The organism is Streptococcus sp. AS14, from assembly GCF_000286495.1.
Lineage (GTDB): Bacteria > Bacillota > Bacilli > Lactobacillales > Streptococcaceae > Streptococcus > Streptococcus sanguinis_P.
This window is the reverse complement of record NZ_ALKI01000018.1, coordinates 212,847-226,666: the sequence shown is the minus strand read 5'-3', so window position 1 is coordinate 226,666 and position 13,820 is coordinate 212,847. Positions and strand designations below refer to the sequence as shown.

Sequence of the window (13,820 nt, the reverse complement as noted above, 5' to 3'; positions counted from 1 at the left end):
TGGCTCAATGAGCTAGGCGTTTTCTGCTTGCTTAGTTTGAAGCTTCTGTCTGAGTGTTGGTTGCTGTATCTGCAGCAGAGCTAGAGGCACTAGTGTCGCCTGCTGCTGTATCTGCAGCAGAGCTAGACGAACTAGTCTCAACAGCTGCTGTATCACTGCTGGAAGCTGCTGTATCAGTTGCAGTTGTTGAAGCAGGGTTGCTAGTTTCTTTTTCGATTTCCTTGATGATGGTAGTCGTTGCAGTAGAGCTGCTGGTATCAGTTTTTGATTTTTCATCCTTTTGGCCAGTCAGATTCATGATCGTGATGCTGGCAATGATGATAGACAAGATACTGGCAACCGTTGCAATAGTCTTTTGGAAGGCTGAAAGGCCGGTTTTAATATGCTGTTTAGTAGGTTTTTTAGATGATTTTGTCTTATTTTTATTACTACGAGAATAGTTTTCCATGCTTGCAAGAATCTCCTTTTAAAATTTCAATGATTTCTTATCTCTCATTATACGTTTTTTATCTGAAAATGTCTTTAAAAAATCAAATTTTTATTTATGAAAACGCACACAGAAGATTGCTCTTAAGAAAAGAAGCTGCCCAAATTTAGATTGAGCAGCTTCTTGAGCTAGAATAGCAAAGTAATTACGCCTTCTCATCTTGGAGTGCCGCTTGAGCGACAGCCAGCCTAGCTGCTGGAACCCGATAAGGAGAGCAGGAAACGTAGGTGACACCAATTTCTTGGAAGAAGGGGATGGAAGCCGGATCGCCACCGACCTCACCGCAGATGCCGATAGGAAGGTCAGGCTTGACTTGACGCCCTTTGCTGATAGCTATGCGCATCAATTCACCAACGCCGTCCTGGTCAATACTTTGGAAAGGATCAAAAGGAAGAATTTCTTTCTCCTTATAATGGCCGATGAATTTTCCAATATCGTCTCGTGAGAAACCGTAGGTCATCTGGGTCAAGTCGTTAGTACCAAAGCTAAAGAAGTCCGCTTCCTGAGCCAGCTGGTCTGCAACCAGACAGGCACGCGGAAGTTCAATCATGGTGCCAATTTCATAAGGGAAAGGCTCCAGACCTTGATGCCTAAAGAGCTTGTTGATATGTTGGATGAGAAAGGATTTGACAGAGTCTAGCTCGGCCTTGTCTGCAATCAGCGGAATCATAATTTCTGGCTTGACAGTCAATCCTTCTTGACTCAGCTTGATAGCACTCTTGAAGACGGCTTCGACCTGCATCTTGTAAATCTCTGGTTGCGTAATCCCCAGACGGCAGCCGCGGTGGCCCAGCATAGGATTGCTTTCTTGCAGCTGCTCAATGCGGCGAGTCAGCTTTTCTGGTGACTTGTGCAGCTTGTCAGCCAAAGCCTTGATTTCCTGTGAATCTTTAGGTAGAAATTCATGCATCGGCGGATCCAAAAGACGGATAATCATAGGTTTGTCCTGAACTGCTTGGAACATTTGATAAAAGTCTTTTTCTTGGAACTCCAGCAGTTTTTTGAGGGCGGATCTGGTTTCCAATTCGTTGTCGGCTAGAATCAGACGCCGCATTTCCAGAATCCGTTCCTGACCAAAGAACATGTGTTCGGTACGAGCCAGACCAATGCCCTTTGCCCCAAACTTAATAGCTGTTTTCAGATCCTGAACGGTCTCTGCGTTGGCACGGACTTTGAGCTGTGCGAACTCATCTGCCCATGAAAGCAAGCGGTGGAGTTCTTGGTCATTTTCGATTAGGACGGTCGGAATTTCTCCGCTATAAATGCGTCCAGAGCTGCCATCAACTGAAATGACGTCACCCTCGGTCAAGACAAGATTTCCGCAGGAAACGGTCTTGCTTTCCTCGCTGATGTTCAGCTCACTGCAGCCAGCCACACAGCAGGTTCCCATTCCCCGGGCTACGACAGCTGCGTGAGAGGTCATACCGCCCTGACTGGTTACGATGGCCTGACTGACAACCATGCCCTCAATGTCTTCAGGTGAAGTTTCCTGGCGGACTAAAATGACCTTTTTACCCAAGGAGTGGTAGTCTTTGGCACGCTCAGCTGTAAAGACAATCTCGCCAGTTGCAGCACCAGGGCTTGCTGGCAATCCTTGAGCCAAGAAAGGAGCATCTAGCAGAGCTTTTTCTTCAAATACAGGATGGATGAGCTGGCTAATAGTAGCAGGAGATACGCGCTGGAGAGCTTCTTTTTTGCTGATAATGCCCTCGTCTACCAGATCTAAGGCGATTTTCAAAGATGCCTTGGCGGTACGTTTACCGTTTCTAGTTTGGAGAATATAGAGTTTACCCTTTTCGATGGTAAATTCGATATCTTGCATGTCCTTGTAGTGGTTTTCGAGAATCTTAGCATAGTCTTGGAAGGCTGCATAGGCCTGAGGGAGAGCCGTCTCAAGTGCAGCAATAGGCTCAGGAGTTCGAATGCCGGCTACGACATCCTCTCCTTGAGCATTGAGCAAAAATTCGCCAAATAGCTGATGCTCACCGCTGGCAGGGTTTCTCGTAAAGACAACTCCTGTACCACTGGCTTGGTCGCTATTTCCGAAAACCATGGCTTGGACATTCACCGCAGTTCCCAAGTCATGAGGAATATCATTCAAGTTGCGGTAAACCTTAGCTCGAGGGTTATTCCAAGACTTGAAGACCGCCTTGATAGCTGCATAGAGCTGTTCTTTTGAGCTTTGCGGGAAGGTTTGATGATGCTCACGATAAAGCTGCTTGTACTGGTCAATCAACGCTTGATGTTCTTCCAATGTGAAATCCTTGGCCTGTTTGCCAGCATTCTTTTCAAAATAGCCCAATAGGTCATCGAACTCATCCTTGGAAATGCCATAAACCACATCAGCAAACATTTGCAGCAGACGGCGGTAGCAGTTGTAGGCAAAGTCAGCATTGGTCTGCTCAGCCAGAGTCTGGGTTCTTAAATCGTTTAGACCTAGATTGAGAATAGTGTCCATCATGCCCGGCATGGAAAACTTGGCTCCGCTTCGAACAGACACTAAGAGCAAGGCAGAGTCGTTGCCGCTGAAATATTTACCTGTTTTCTCTTCTAAATCAGTAACCGCTTTCAAAACATCTTCTTTTAAAGAAGATTCAAAGAAATAAGGGCTTTCTAAATATTCGATACAGCTTTCTGTAGTAATAGTAAAACCTGGAGGGACAGGCAGTCCCAAATTGGTCATTTCAGCTAGGTTGGCTCCTTTTCCGCCAAGAAGAGCTTTGTCATCTGCACATCCTTCCTCGAAGGAGTAAATCCATTTCGCCATATTTACCTCCAAAATTATGAAATATGTGTCATATTGTAGGACAACTACATTGTAATATACATCACATATATTTGTCAACCGAAAAAAGTATCCTGTTTTATTGACAATTTTTCTTTATCTGTTATAATGTGTTACAAAATGATGATTATTTAAATATCTGAAAATGAAATATGAGCGATAATTCCTAAATTTTAAGCGAAATCAGGCTAATCATCTATTATAAAGAACGAAGGAGTCAGACCTATTTGAAATTAAGTGAACGGCAAAAGAAAATTGTAGAAATTGTTAAAGAACACCAGCCACTCAGCGGCGAGAAAATTTCAGAATTACTCGATATTTCTCGAGCGACTCTGCGTTCGGATTTGTCTTTTCTGACCTTGGTTGGGATTTTGAAGGCTACGCCTAAAGTTGGTTACACATACTCGGGCTCGGATTTAGAGACGCTTTTCTTTTTCGATACCTTTCGAAAGGAAGTGGCAGAGATTATGACTTCGCCTGTTTTGGTATCTCATGATTCTTTTATTCAAGATGCCATTATTACCTTATTTATGTATGATGCGGATGTTCTCTATGTCATTGATGAGCATAAGCTGCTCTTGGGGATTTTGTCGCGTAAGGACCTGCTGCGGGCCTCGCTCAATACCAACATTGACAGCACACCCGTAGCGGTCTGCATGACCCGAATGCCCCATATTAAAACTTGCTACAAGGATATGAATATTTTGGAAGCGGCAGCAGTTTTGCAGGATTTTGCAATTGATTCACTGCCGGTAGTGGATAAGGATAATGAGCGTAAAATTTTAGGAACTGTGACCAAGTCAGCTCTGCTGGACTATATTATTCAAGAGGCCAGAAGTGCTGAGGTTAATAGATAAGAGGAATGAACATGAAGAAAGAAATTATTGTTTACAGCATTTCAGATTCTTTGGGTGGGACTTCGCAGAAGCTATTGTCTGCAGTGACAGCCCAGTACCCAGATATTATTTTTAATAACAGCTATCGTTTTCCATTTATCAACAAAGAAGAAGAATTGCTGGATATTCTGCGCGATGCCATCAAGGACGATGCCCTTGTTATTAGTACTCTGGTTGATGGCAAGCTAGCAGCTGCAGCTAGAGAGTTCAGTCAGGCCAATGGCCTTGCTTATCTGGATTTGATGCATCCATTTTTTGAGATTATCAGAGAAAAGACGGGCACCAGTCCTATAGAGGTGCCGGGTACCTTGCACCGGCTGGACACTGAGTATTTTAATAAAATCTCCGCTATTGAGTTTGCAGTCAAATACGACGATGGCAAGGCACCACAAGGATTTTTAGATTCAGACTTGGTCCTCCTGGGCGTCTCACGTACTTCTAAAACACCCCTCAGTATTTATCTGGCTAATAAAGGCTACAAGGTTTCCAACCTGCCTTTGATTCCAGAAGTCCCTCTGCCTCAGGTCTTGGATAAGGTTGATCCGGAGCGGATTATCGGCCTCTTATGTGAGCCAGAAAAACTGTCTAAGATACGCAGTAATCGCTTGAATTCTCTGGGATTAACCCAGTCGACCAGCTACACAGATCTGGAAAAGATATACGAAGAACTAGACTACTCAAAAGAAGTCTTTAAAAAGTATAGGGCTCATGTCATCAATATCACGGATAAATCAATTGAGGAGACGGCTTTCTTGATTGAAGACCATTTGAAGAAATTGAGATAAGAGAGAAGATTGCAAAAAGCGGTTATAGAGTGAGGGCATAAGATGGAGCAATATAAGCGTATTTTATTGAAAGAATTTGATAGTCGGCAGAAGATCATTACAGAGCTGACCAACCTAGAGGCAATTTTGAACCTGCCCAAAGGAACGGAGCTGTATATCAGTGACATTCACGGGGAGTTTGCTGCTTTTGACTATATTTTGAGAAGCTGTGCAGGTATCCTCAATGAGAAGATTAAGGACTGTTTTGGGGACAGCTTGTCAGAAGCTCATAAGGACCGCCTGTCAGCGCTTGTTTCCTATCCTGAACTTGTGTTGGGGGAAGAAACTAAAGGCAAAGACTGGTATCAGGAAACCATTCCCCAGCTCTTGAACTTGCTGGCTTTTGCAGGTGCCAAATACAGTCGCTCCAAGGTCAGAAAGGCCTTGCCACCACAATATGTCTATATTATCGAGGAGTTGCTCTATAGTGATAGGGCTCTAGCTGATAAAAAGTCCTATTTTGAGAATATCCTGACTTATGTGATTGAATTGCGGGAAGCTGTGCCTTTTATCCTAGGCTTGTCTCGAAGTATCCGGCGGTTGTTGATTGACCATCTGCATGTGGTTGGAGATATTTTTGACCGAGGAGCTGGCAGTGCTCAGGTCATGGATGAACTGCAGCATTTTCACTCGCTCGATATTCAGTGGGGCAATCACGACATTATCTGGATGGGAGCCTTTTTTGGCTCTAAGGCTTGCTTACTCAATGTGCTGCGCATCGCAGCTCGCTATGGCTATCTCTGGGATATTGAGAAAGATTATGGTTTAAACCTGCGCTCTTTGACTCTTTTTGCGGACAAGACTTACCAGTCTAATCCTAAGTTTAGGCCTATTCTTGGTGGCAGAGAGCAGGAGTTTTCTGAAGAGGAAATTCTGCAGCTGGAAAAGGTTCACCAAGCCTTAGCGATTATCCAGTTCAAGCTGGAAAATCAGCTCATCAAACGACGACCTGAATTCCAGATGCAGGATCATGTTATGCTGGACAAGATTGACTATTGGGAAGAAAGTGTTACGATTGACGATACCAAGCATGCCCTGGTTAATACCTGCTTCCAAACTATCAATCCTGAAAATCCGTCAGCTTTGACACCAGAAGAAAATCAAGCTGTAGACAGTATGCTGGCCTCGTTCCAAAGTTCTCTTAAGATGGCAGAACATATGAGTCTTCTGATGAACAAGGGCTCTATGTATAAGATTTACAACCAGCACTTGCTTTTTCACGGCTGCATTCCTCTGGAGCCGTCAGGAGAATTCCAGCCTTTCATTCTCAATCAAGCCCATTACTCTGGCAAGGAATTGCTGGATTTCTTTGAGTATCATATTCGACAGGCGGCCAAGAACAAGGAAGTGGGCGATGATTTGTCGACTGACTTGATTTGGTATTGCTGGAAAGGTAAGCTGTCGCCTTTGTTTGGCAAAGAAAAGATGACTACCTTGGAGCGCTATTTCATTGAAGATAAGGGCACCCACAAGGAAGTGGAAAATTCTTATTTTTCTTATCGTAATTCTGAGAAAGTCTGCCAGCTGATTTTGGAAGAATTCGGCCTCTTTTCTCAAGAGTCTAGGATGGTCAATGGCCATACTCCGGTTAAGACGGGCAAGGGAGAGTCGCCTATCCGTGGCGGCGGTTTGCTCTTTGTCATTGATGGCGGCCTCTGCAAGGCCTATCAGAAGAAGACTGGAACAGCTGGCTATTCACTGCTCAATAATTCCTATGGCTTCCAGTTGGTGACTCATCAGCCTTTCCAAAATGCTCAAAAAGTCGTTGAATCGCCTTTTGCTCAAACCTCCCTGAAAAAGGTGATTGAAAATGTAGAGGAACGAACCCTTATCAAATCTACTACCATTGGTCAGAGCTTGTTAGCTCAACAACAGGAACTCTTTAGCTTGCTGCATGAGTTTTATGACCGATGATATTTAGCCCTAAGTTTTTACAGAATTTAGGGCTTTTTCTTTCTTGTTCCAGTTTCTCTTTCGTGTTACAATAGGAGTATTGAAATTTAGAGGAAAGAACATGATTTATTTAGATAATTCAGCGACAACCAAGCCTTATCCCGAGGCTTTGGCTGCTTACACAGAAGTAGCTTCTAAAATCTGGGGCAATCCATCCAGTCTGCACAGTTTAGGCAGTCAGGCAACCCGTCTCTTAGAAGCTTCACGCAGGCAAATTGCAGAGCTTTTAGGCAAGTCTTCTTCGGAGATTTTTTTTACGTCTGGAGGAACTGAAGGGGACAACTGGGTGCTAAAGGGAGTTGCTTTTGAAAAGGTTCCTTTTGGCAAACACATCATCGTATCTAATATTGAGCATCCCGCGGTTAAAGAATCAGCCCTCTGGCTGCAGAGTCAAGGGTTTGAAATAGATTTTGCCCCAGTGGATAAGTCTGGTTTTGTTGAGGTAGATAAGCTAGCGGAGCTGATTCGACCAGACACCACTCTAATCTCCATCATGGCTGTCAATAATGAAATTGGTAGTATCCAGCCCATTCAGAAAATATCCGAACTGCTAGCAGACAAGCCGACTATTTCCTTTCATGTGGACGCTGTGCAGGCCGTTACGAAGATTCCGACAGCTGCTTATCTGACGGATCGCGTGGATTTTGCGACATTTTCCAGTCATAAATTTCACGGTGTCCGGGGCGTAGGATTTGTCTATATCAAGTCTGGCAAGAAAATCAGTCCCCTCTTGACTGGTGGCGGTCAGGAGTCGGACAAGCGCTCGACGACGGAAAATCTAGCTGGCATTGCAGCAACAGCTAAGGCTCTGCGTTTGTCCATGGAAGAGCAAGAAGTATTTGCCCAGCGGACGGCTCAGATGAAGAAGATTCTCCTTGAAGAGCTGCAGAAGTATCCAGATGTGGTGATTTTCTCAGACATGGAAAATTTTGCGCCTCATATACTAACCTTTGGTATCAAGGGAGTGCGGGGTGAAGTCGTCGTTCATGCATTTGAAGACTACGAGATTTATATCTCGACTACCAGCGCTTGTTCTTCCAAGGCTGGAAAGCCAGCAGGTACCCTAATCGCTATGGGCGTCGAGAAATCTCTCGCTCAGACTGCTGTTCGTATCAGTTTGGATCTTGACAACGATATGAGCCAGATGGAGCAGTTTTTGACAACTTTTAAAATCATTTACGAAAAAACCAGAAAAGTAAGGTAAACAATGCAATATTCAGAAATTATGGTGCGCTACGGTGAGCTGTCTACTAAGGGCAAGAACCGCATGCGCTTTATCAACAAACTCAAACGCAATATCCAAGCTGTCTTATCGATCTATCCGCGGGTTCATGTCAAGGCTGACCGTGACCGCACTCATATCTATCTGCAAGGAACCGATTATCAGCCTGTCGCTGAATCACTCAAGCAGATTTTTGGGATTCAGAATTTCTCGCCATCTTATAGGGTTAAAAAGTCTGTACCAGCCTTGATTGAAGCTGTTCAAACCATTATGAAGCAAGTCTATCAGGAAGGCATGACCTTTAAGATTACCAGCAAGCGCAGTGACCACAGCTTTGAATTGGATAGCCGCGAGCTTAACCAGACACTTGGTGATGCTGTTTTTGAGGCTATTCCAAACGTTCAGGTCAAGATGAAAGCGCCTGATATTGAGCTTCGTGTCGAGATCCGTGAAGAAGCGGCCTATATCTCTTACGAGACGATTCGTGGTGCTGGAGGCCTGCCAGTCGGGACTTCAGGAAAAGGAATGCTTATGTTGTCAGGTGGGATTGACTCACCAGTGGCTGGCTATCTGGCTCTCAAGCGAGGTGTAGACATCGAGGCGGTTCACTTTGCCAGTCCGCCTTACACCAGTCCAGGTGCGTTGAAAAAAGCTCAGGATTTGACTCGAAAACTGACCAAGTTTGGCGGCAATATCCAGTTTATCGAAGTGCCTTTTACAGAAATTCAAGAGGAAATCAAGGCCAACGCTCCAGAAGCCTACCTCATGACACTGACACGTCGCTTTATGATGCGCATTACAGACCGGATTCGAGAGGATCGAGGCGGTCAAGTCATTATCAACGGAGAAAGTCTAGGTCAGGTGGCAAGTCAAACGATCGAGAGTATGCAGGCTATCAACGCCGTGACCAATACACCGGTTATCCGTCCTGTCGTGACGATGGACAAGCTGGAAATCATTGAGATTGCAGAGAAAATTGATACTTTCCAAATCTCTATCCAGCCATTTGAAGACTGCTGTACTATTTTTGCTCCAGACCGTCCTAAGACCAATCCGAAAATCAAGAATGCTGAGAAGTACGAAACTTACCTAGATGTTGAAGGCTTGGTTGAGCGCGCTGTTGCAGGCATCATGATTACAGAAATCACACCACAAGCAGAGGCTGATGAAGTTGACGAGCTGATTGAGGGGCTGTTGTAAAAGCGAGAGAAGGTGACGTCTATGCTTGCTGTTTTTCTCTTGATTCCTTTTTTACTGATTCGTTTTCCTTTATTGAGTCATTTCAGCAAAAACGCTTTATCACGCGCAGCTTATTTTGCACCTGTCCAAGGAAAAGAAAAGATAGCTTATATGATTTATCAATTGAGCAATCTAGCCTTGTTCATAACTTCTTTTCTGCTTGAAATTAAGTTTGATTTTTCTGTTTACTTTTATGCTGGAGTGGCTATCTACCTGCTTGGTTTGGCTTTGTGTGCTATCAGTATGAGGGACTTCGCTAGACCAGATGCAAACGGCATGAATACAAAGGGTCTTTATCGCTATTCCCGTAATCCCATGTATGTAGCTTACTTTGTTTGTTTTTTGGGAATAGCTTTTTTGACTAAGTCAATGATTTTCTTTCTGATTTTAGTGATTTTTCAGACTGTGGCCCACTGGATTATCCTCTCTGAGGAGCGCTGGTGTCTTGAAAAATTCGGGAAATCTTATCTAGACTATCAAGATAGGGTGCGGCGTTATATTTAGAAATTTTCTGAACTAATAATTATTTAATAAAGCAGTTAGAGAATAACAGAAATAGTCTTTGTTCATTAGTAGATAAAATTTAAAGATAATCCTTGAAAATCCGTTTTCATGAGATGAAAAAGCTTGCTAAAGAGCAGCAGAAGTGCTATACTTATAGAGTTGACTATGCACATTCCTGTGCAACCGCACGATCATCGTTGCTCGTCGTATAACAAATTTAAACTTCGTCATTATCGCCTTGTCTAACACAAGTTATGCTTTCGGCTCAATTCCTAGTTTATTCTTTGTTATACTTAGAGCTCTTCTTTTAAGTGGTTCGTCCCACGATGCTAGGCGAGTCTTCACAAAATCCGGGGAAACCCTAAAAAACATAGGAGGTGCATAATGAGCACATACGCAATCATTAAAACTGGCGGAAAACAAGTTAAAGTTGAAGTTGGTCAAGCAATCTACGTTGAAAAGTTGAACGCTGAAGCTGGTCAAGACGTTACTTTTGACGAAGTTGTTCTTGTTGGTGGTGAAAACACTGTTGTCGGAACTCCGCTTGTTGCTGGAGCTTCTGTTGTCGGAACTGTTGAAAAACAAGGCAAGCAAAAGAAGGTTGTTACTTACAAGTACAAACCTAAAAAAGGCAGCCATCGTAAACAAGGTCACCGTCAACCATATACAAAAGTTGTCATCAACGCTATCAACGCTTAATTTTAAGGAGATTAAATGATACAAGCAGTCTTTGAAAGAGCCGAAGATGGCGAACTGAGGCGTGCAGAAATCACAGGTCACGCCGCGAGTGGTGAATACGGCTTTGATGTCGTATGTGCGTCCGTTTCGACGCTCGCCATTAATTTTGTCAATTCAGTTGAGAAATTCGCAGGCTACGAACCAAACTTAGAATTAAACGAAATAGAAGGCGGCTATCTGAAGGTTGAAATTCCTCAGGATATACCGTCACACCAAAGAGAAATGACTCAGCTTTTCTTTGAATCATTTTTCCTAGGAATGGCAAACTTATCGGAGGACTCTTCTGAGTTCGTCCAGACCAGAGTTATCACAGAAAACTAACACGGAGGAAAAACATTATGTTAAAAATGAATCTTGCTAACTTGCAACTATTCGCCCACAAAAAAGGTGGAGGTTCTACATCTAACGGACGTGATTCACAAGCGAAACGTCTGGGAGCTAAAGCAGCTGACGGTCAAACCGTAACAGGCGGCTCTATCCTTTACCGCCAACGCGGCACTCATATCCATGCAGGTGTCAATGTTGGACGCGGCGGAGATGATACTTTGTTCGCAAAGGTTGAAGGCGTAGTACGCTTTGAACGCAAAGGACGCGATAAGAAACAAGTTTCTGTTTACCCAATCGCTAAATAATTAATAAGAAATCCCCATGCTCGGATAATTGAGCATGGGGATTTCTTATTAGAGACGGCACGATAAAGCATTTGTTTAATGATTCATGATGATGCTCATCAATTTTAGCATACAAACTCTGATAATATTCTAAAATTTTAATTTTTAGACTAATAAATATTTGAAATCGCTTGTAGTTCCTATTTTTTTATGTTATTCTATATAAAATAGATGCAATCATGTTTCTAAATCTAAAAAGATAAGGAGAAATTATGGAAAAAGAATCATTTAAACTTCCAGGCTTTTCATTGTACAAATTGAAAGTTGGATTAGCATCAGCAACTCTTCTATTTGCCTTTTCACAAGCTTCGCATGTTTTTGCAGACCAGGTTGGGACACCACCTTCAAGCGGTATAGCAAAAACTGAAGCAGTAAGCTCTCCGATTGAAGCTGCTGGTGCTGAAATTGCTGCTGATACGACGAAACCTGTTGTTGAAGAATCTGCAGCGAAACCAGGAGATTTGATCGATGTCTCAAAAAATGTATCACCCGTTGATGTCAAAGAAAGTCAAGAAGGCAATCAAACAGTCCGTGTAGAAACGGCAACCGTTGATGTTACAAAGACGGAAGTGGCTCCAGGAAAGGTTGATAAGGCGCCAGATCCAATAACTAGACGTACTGAAAATACTTTATCTGGCACAGATGAAAGTGGGAATCCCTATACGCAGTATGAGCGAGTAGATAAGACTACAACTATTACCTACACCTCAACGCCACCAACTGTGACAAAAGCTGGTTCAGCTGATATTGTATTTGTTGTCGACCGTTCAGGATCCATGGGCAGCACAATTGATATTGTTCGTGCAAATATTAATGAATTTGTGCGAAATATTACTAAAGAGGGTATTACAGCACGTTTTGGTCTGGCAACATTTAGCGATGAAGTCTACGGCCGTAATTCTGGCAGCAAAGATGAAGATACGGTTCTAACACGGTTTGGGTCATCTTATTTTACAACTGATCCGGCTGAGCTCGAAAAAGCGTTGGCTGCAATTCGTATAGCGAGTGGAGGAGATACTCCAGAAACACCAACTCCTGCCCTGAACCAGATTATTTCAACCTATGATTGGTCTAAGTCATCTAAAAATAAGAAATTCGTCGTTTTATTGACAGATGCTGAAATGAAAGAAGACCCTTCAATTCCAACGGTTGCTGATACACTTGCTGCTCTAAAAGTTGCTGGTATAGAAAGAACCGTAGCGACGGTAAAAGCGATTGAGGGAATTTACAAAAATTTTGCAACAGAAGGCAGAGTGCTTGATATCGAAAATAACTTGGCTGATGCTCTGACAAAGGGAACCACTTCATGGATTGTTGAAAGTGTCAATGAAGCTCGTTACTATAAGATCATAAAAGATAGTTATCAATTCTATCTTGAGCGTCGTACTACAATGCCTACATCTACCGTCTACCATGTTCAGGCACCAACACTTTTGGCTAAATCAGAACAGTCTCTTCCTAAAACAGGAAGTAGCGAAAAGGCAGTCTATAGTGTTGTGGGGCTTGGTTTGCTTCTGGCTGGATTGGGGCTAGATATTAGTGTAAGAAAATCAAAAGAACAATAACCATCTGCTTATAAAAAATGAATTTTCTATTTGAGTGATTTTGAATAAAATAAATACCAGAAACGAAGACATACGTCCTCATTTCTGGTATTTTTCGTTATGGTGTAACTTCTTCATCTTTTATATTAACAACGCCATACCAATTTGCATAATAGGTCTTTCCGTTGTAGTTGACAATAGATTGCCTATAAAGTTCACCGTACTCACCAAAGTAATAATAGTACTTGCCAATCTTATAAAGTCCGTTTTTATAAGGTGTTCCATCTTCTCTAAAGTAATAAGTGTATTCAGAGTAACTAACAAATCTGTTTTTAACCATTTCTCCGTAAGAATCAAAGAAGTATTGCTTGCCGTCTACACTGTAAAGATTGATGACCCTTCGTCCTTTTTCGTCAAAATAATAGACCTTACCTGTTGGGCTAGTATAGAAAGAGTTTTTTAGATTCGTCGGAATTTGTTCTCCTGGATCATCCCGAACTTCGTATATAGATCTAATAGGATCAAGTGCATAGTATTTACCCTTGTAAAGAACGATTCTATTTCTAATCCTTTCACCAGTTTCTTCATCAATAATGCTAGGAAGGTCACGCTTAGGTGCTTCCGGAACCTTGATAGGTCCTGGATCATCAAAGATAGTAGGGTCGTCCTCAATGTCTGGTACACTAGGATCGTAAATACCAACTTCACGTCTAGAAGCCCAGTCAGGGATTGACTTGTTCTCCGCTCGAACTGTTCCGGTGGAAATCAAAGCAGCGGCCAAAGTCGCAGCAGAAGCGAGAGAGAGGCCCAGCCAATAGCGGCGGTTGAACATTGCTTTGGTGTTCTTTTCTTGTCTCATAGCAAATCCTTTCTATGCAACTGTTAGCACAAGATAAAAGAATCTTGTTTTTAACAGTTAGGTTATGTTATTTCTATAAAATTATACCTCTGTAACAT

Annotated in this window: 13 protein-coding genes; 10 read left to right on the top strand and 3 right to left on the bottom strand. The window is 42.9% G+C overall.

The genetic code is table 11. The features are described 5' to 3' along the window. Positions 1–31 precede the first annotated feature (31 nt). The gene (locus tag HMPREF1150_RS00950; protein WP_004187116.1) at positions 32–448 is read right to left on the bottom strand and encodes a DUF6556 family protein; all 417 of its coding nucleotides are present in this window, start codon (positions 446–448) and stop codon (positions 32–34) included. 184 nt (positions 449–632) lie between these two features. Beyond that, positions 633–3,254 (bottom strand): pyruvate, phosphate dikinase, encoded by a 2,622-nt coding sequence (ppdK, locus tag HMPREF1150_RS00955; RefSeq protein ID WP_009660488.1) that lies wholly within the window; start codon positions 3,252–3,254, stop codon positions 633–635. Positions 3,255–3,499: 245 nt separating this feature from the next. Between ppdK and HMPREF1150_RS00960 the strand changes: the two genes are divergently transcribed. The 10 genes from HMPREF1150_RS00960 to HMPREF1150_RS01005 all read left to right on the top strand — a co-directional run bounded on the left by HMPREF1150_RS00960 (position 3,500) and on the right by HMPREF1150_RS01005 (position 12,884). Then, on the top strand, positions 3,500–4,129 hold the full coding sequence (locus HMPREF1150_RS00960; protein WP_002900467.1) for a CBS domain-containing protein: 630 nt from the start codon (positions 3,500–3,502) through the stop codon (positions 4,127–4,129). 5 nt (positions 4,130–4,134) lie between these two features. Continuing rightward, positions 4,135–4,953, top strand: a complete 819-nt coding sequence (locus HMPREF1150_RS00965) for a pyruvate, water dikinase regulatory protein (protein ID WP_083842693.1) — start codon at positions 4,135–4,137, stop codon at positions 4,951–4,953. Between the two features lie 42 nt (positions 4,954–4,995). Further along, complete coding sequence (locus tag HMPREF1150_RS00970) at positions 4,996–6,906, top strand: fructose-bisphosphatase class III (RefSeq protein WP_009660304.1); 1,911 nt, start codon at positions 4,996–4,998, stop codon at positions 6,904–6,906. Between the two features lie 100 nt (positions 6,907–7,006). Continuing rightward, on the top strand, positions 7,007–8,149 hold the full coding sequence (locus HMPREF1150_RS00975; RefSeq protein ID WP_009660305.1) for a cysteine desulfurase family protein: 1,143 nt from the start codon (positions 7,007–7,009) through the stop codon (positions 8,147–8,149). 3 nt (positions 8,150–8,152) lie between these two features. Continuing rightward, entirely contained in the window at positions 8,153–9,367 is a 1,215-nt protein-coding gene (gene thiI / locus HMPREF1150_RS00980) for a tRNA uracil 4-sulfurtransferase ThiI (RefSeq protein ID WP_009660511.1), read from the top strand. A gap of 21 nt (positions 9,368–9,388) precedes the next feature. After that, the gene (locus HMPREF1150_RS00985) at positions 9,389–9,910 is read left to right on the top strand and encodes an isoprenylcysteine carboxylmethyltransferase family protein (protein WP_009660342.1); all 522 of its coding nucleotides are present in this window, start codon (positions 9,389–9,391) and stop codon (positions 9,908–9,910) included. A gap of 384 nt (positions 9,911–10,294) precedes the next feature. Further along, the gene (gene rplU, locus HMPREF1150_RS00990; RefSeq protein WP_002904398.1) at positions 10,295–10,609 is read left to right on the top strand and encodes a 50S ribosomal protein L21; all 315 of its coding nucleotides are present in this window, start codon (positions 10,295–10,297) and stop codon (positions 10,607–10,609) included. A 15-nt stretch (positions 10,610–10,624) separates the two neighbouring features. Continuing rightward, complete coding sequence (locus HMPREF1150_RS00995; RefSeq protein WP_002900460.1) at positions 10,625–10,969, top strand: ribosomal-processing cysteine protease Prp; 345 nt, start codon at positions 10,625–10,627, stop codon at positions 10,967–10,969. 17 nt (positions 10,970–10,986) lie between these two features. Beyond that, on the top strand, positions 10,987–11,280 hold the full coding sequence (gene rpmA / locus HMPREF1150_RS01000; RefSeq protein WP_002895619.1) for a 50S ribosomal protein L27: 294 nt from the start codon (positions 10,987–10,989) through the stop codon (positions 11,278–11,280). A 251-nt stretch (positions 11,281–11,531) separates the two neighbouring features. Next, entirely contained in the window at positions 11,532–12,884 is a 1,353-nt protein-coding gene (locus tag HMPREF1150_RS01005) for a vWA domain-containing protein (RefSeq protein WP_009660423.1), read from the top strand. A 97-nt stretch (positions 12,885–12,981) separates the two neighbouring features. Here HMPREF1150_RS01005 and HMPREF1150_RS01010 read toward each other — a convergent pair whose 3' ends face one another. Continuing rightward, positions 12,982–13,722: a hypothetical protein gene (locus HMPREF1150_RS01010; protein WP_009660296.1), complete on the bottom strand. Its 741-nt coding sequence runs from the start codon at positions 13,720–13,722 to the stop codon at positions 12,982–12,984. Between the last annotated feature and the right edge of the window lie 98 nt (positions 13,723–13,820).

Excerpts from the sequence above, each read along its gene's own strand:
- HMPREF1150_RS00965 (WP_083842693.1), top strand. The coding sequence starts at position 4,135 with ATGAACATGAAGAAAGAAATTATTGTTTACAGCATTTCAGATTCTTTG.
- HMPREF1150_RS00970 (WP_009660304.1), top strand. The coding sequence starts at position 4,996 with ATGGAGCAATATAAGCGTATTTTATTGAAAGAATTTGATAGTCGGCAG.
- HMPREF1150_RS00995 (WP_002900460.1), top strand. The coding sequence starts at position 10,625 with ATGATACAAGCAGTCTTTGAAAGAGCCGAAGATGGCGAACTGAGGCGT.
- HMPREF1150_RS00950 (WP_004187116.1), bottom strand. The coding sequence starts at position 448 with ATGGAAAACTATTCTCGTAGTAATAAAAATAAGACAAAATCATCTAAA.
- HMPREF1150_RS01010 (WP_009660296.1), bottom strand. The coding sequence starts at position 13,722 with ATGAGACAAGAAAAGAACACCAAAGCAATGTTCAACCGCCGCTATTGG.
- thiI (WP_009660511.1), top strand. The coding sequence starts at position 8,153 with ATGCAATATTCAGAAATTATGGTGCGCTACGGTGAGCTGTCTACTAAG.
- rplU (WP_002904398.1), top strand. The coding sequence starts at position 10,295 with ATGAGCACATACGCAATCATTAAAACTGGCGGAAAACAAGTTAAAGTT.
- HMPREF1150_RS00985 (WP_009660342.1), top strand. The coding sequence starts at position 9,389 with ATGCTTGCTGTTTTTCTCTTGATTCCTTTTTTACTGATTCGTTTTCCT.
- ppdK (WP_009660488.1), bottom strand. The coding sequence starts at position 3,254 with ATGGCGAAATGGATTTACTCCTTCGAGGAAGGATGTGCAGATGACAAA.
- rpmA (WP_002895619.1), top strand. The coding sequence starts at position 10,987 with ATGTTAAAAATGAATCTTGCTAACTTGCAACTATTCGCCCACAAAAAA.
- HMPREF1150_RS00975 (WP_009660305.1), top strand. The coding sequence starts at position 7,007 with ATGATTTATTTAGATAATTCAGCGACAACCAAGCCTTATCCCGAGGCT.
- HMPREF1150_RS01005 (WP_009660423.1), top strand. The coding sequence starts at position 11,532 with ATGGAAAAAGAATCATTTAAACTTCCAGGCTTTTCATTGTACAAATTG.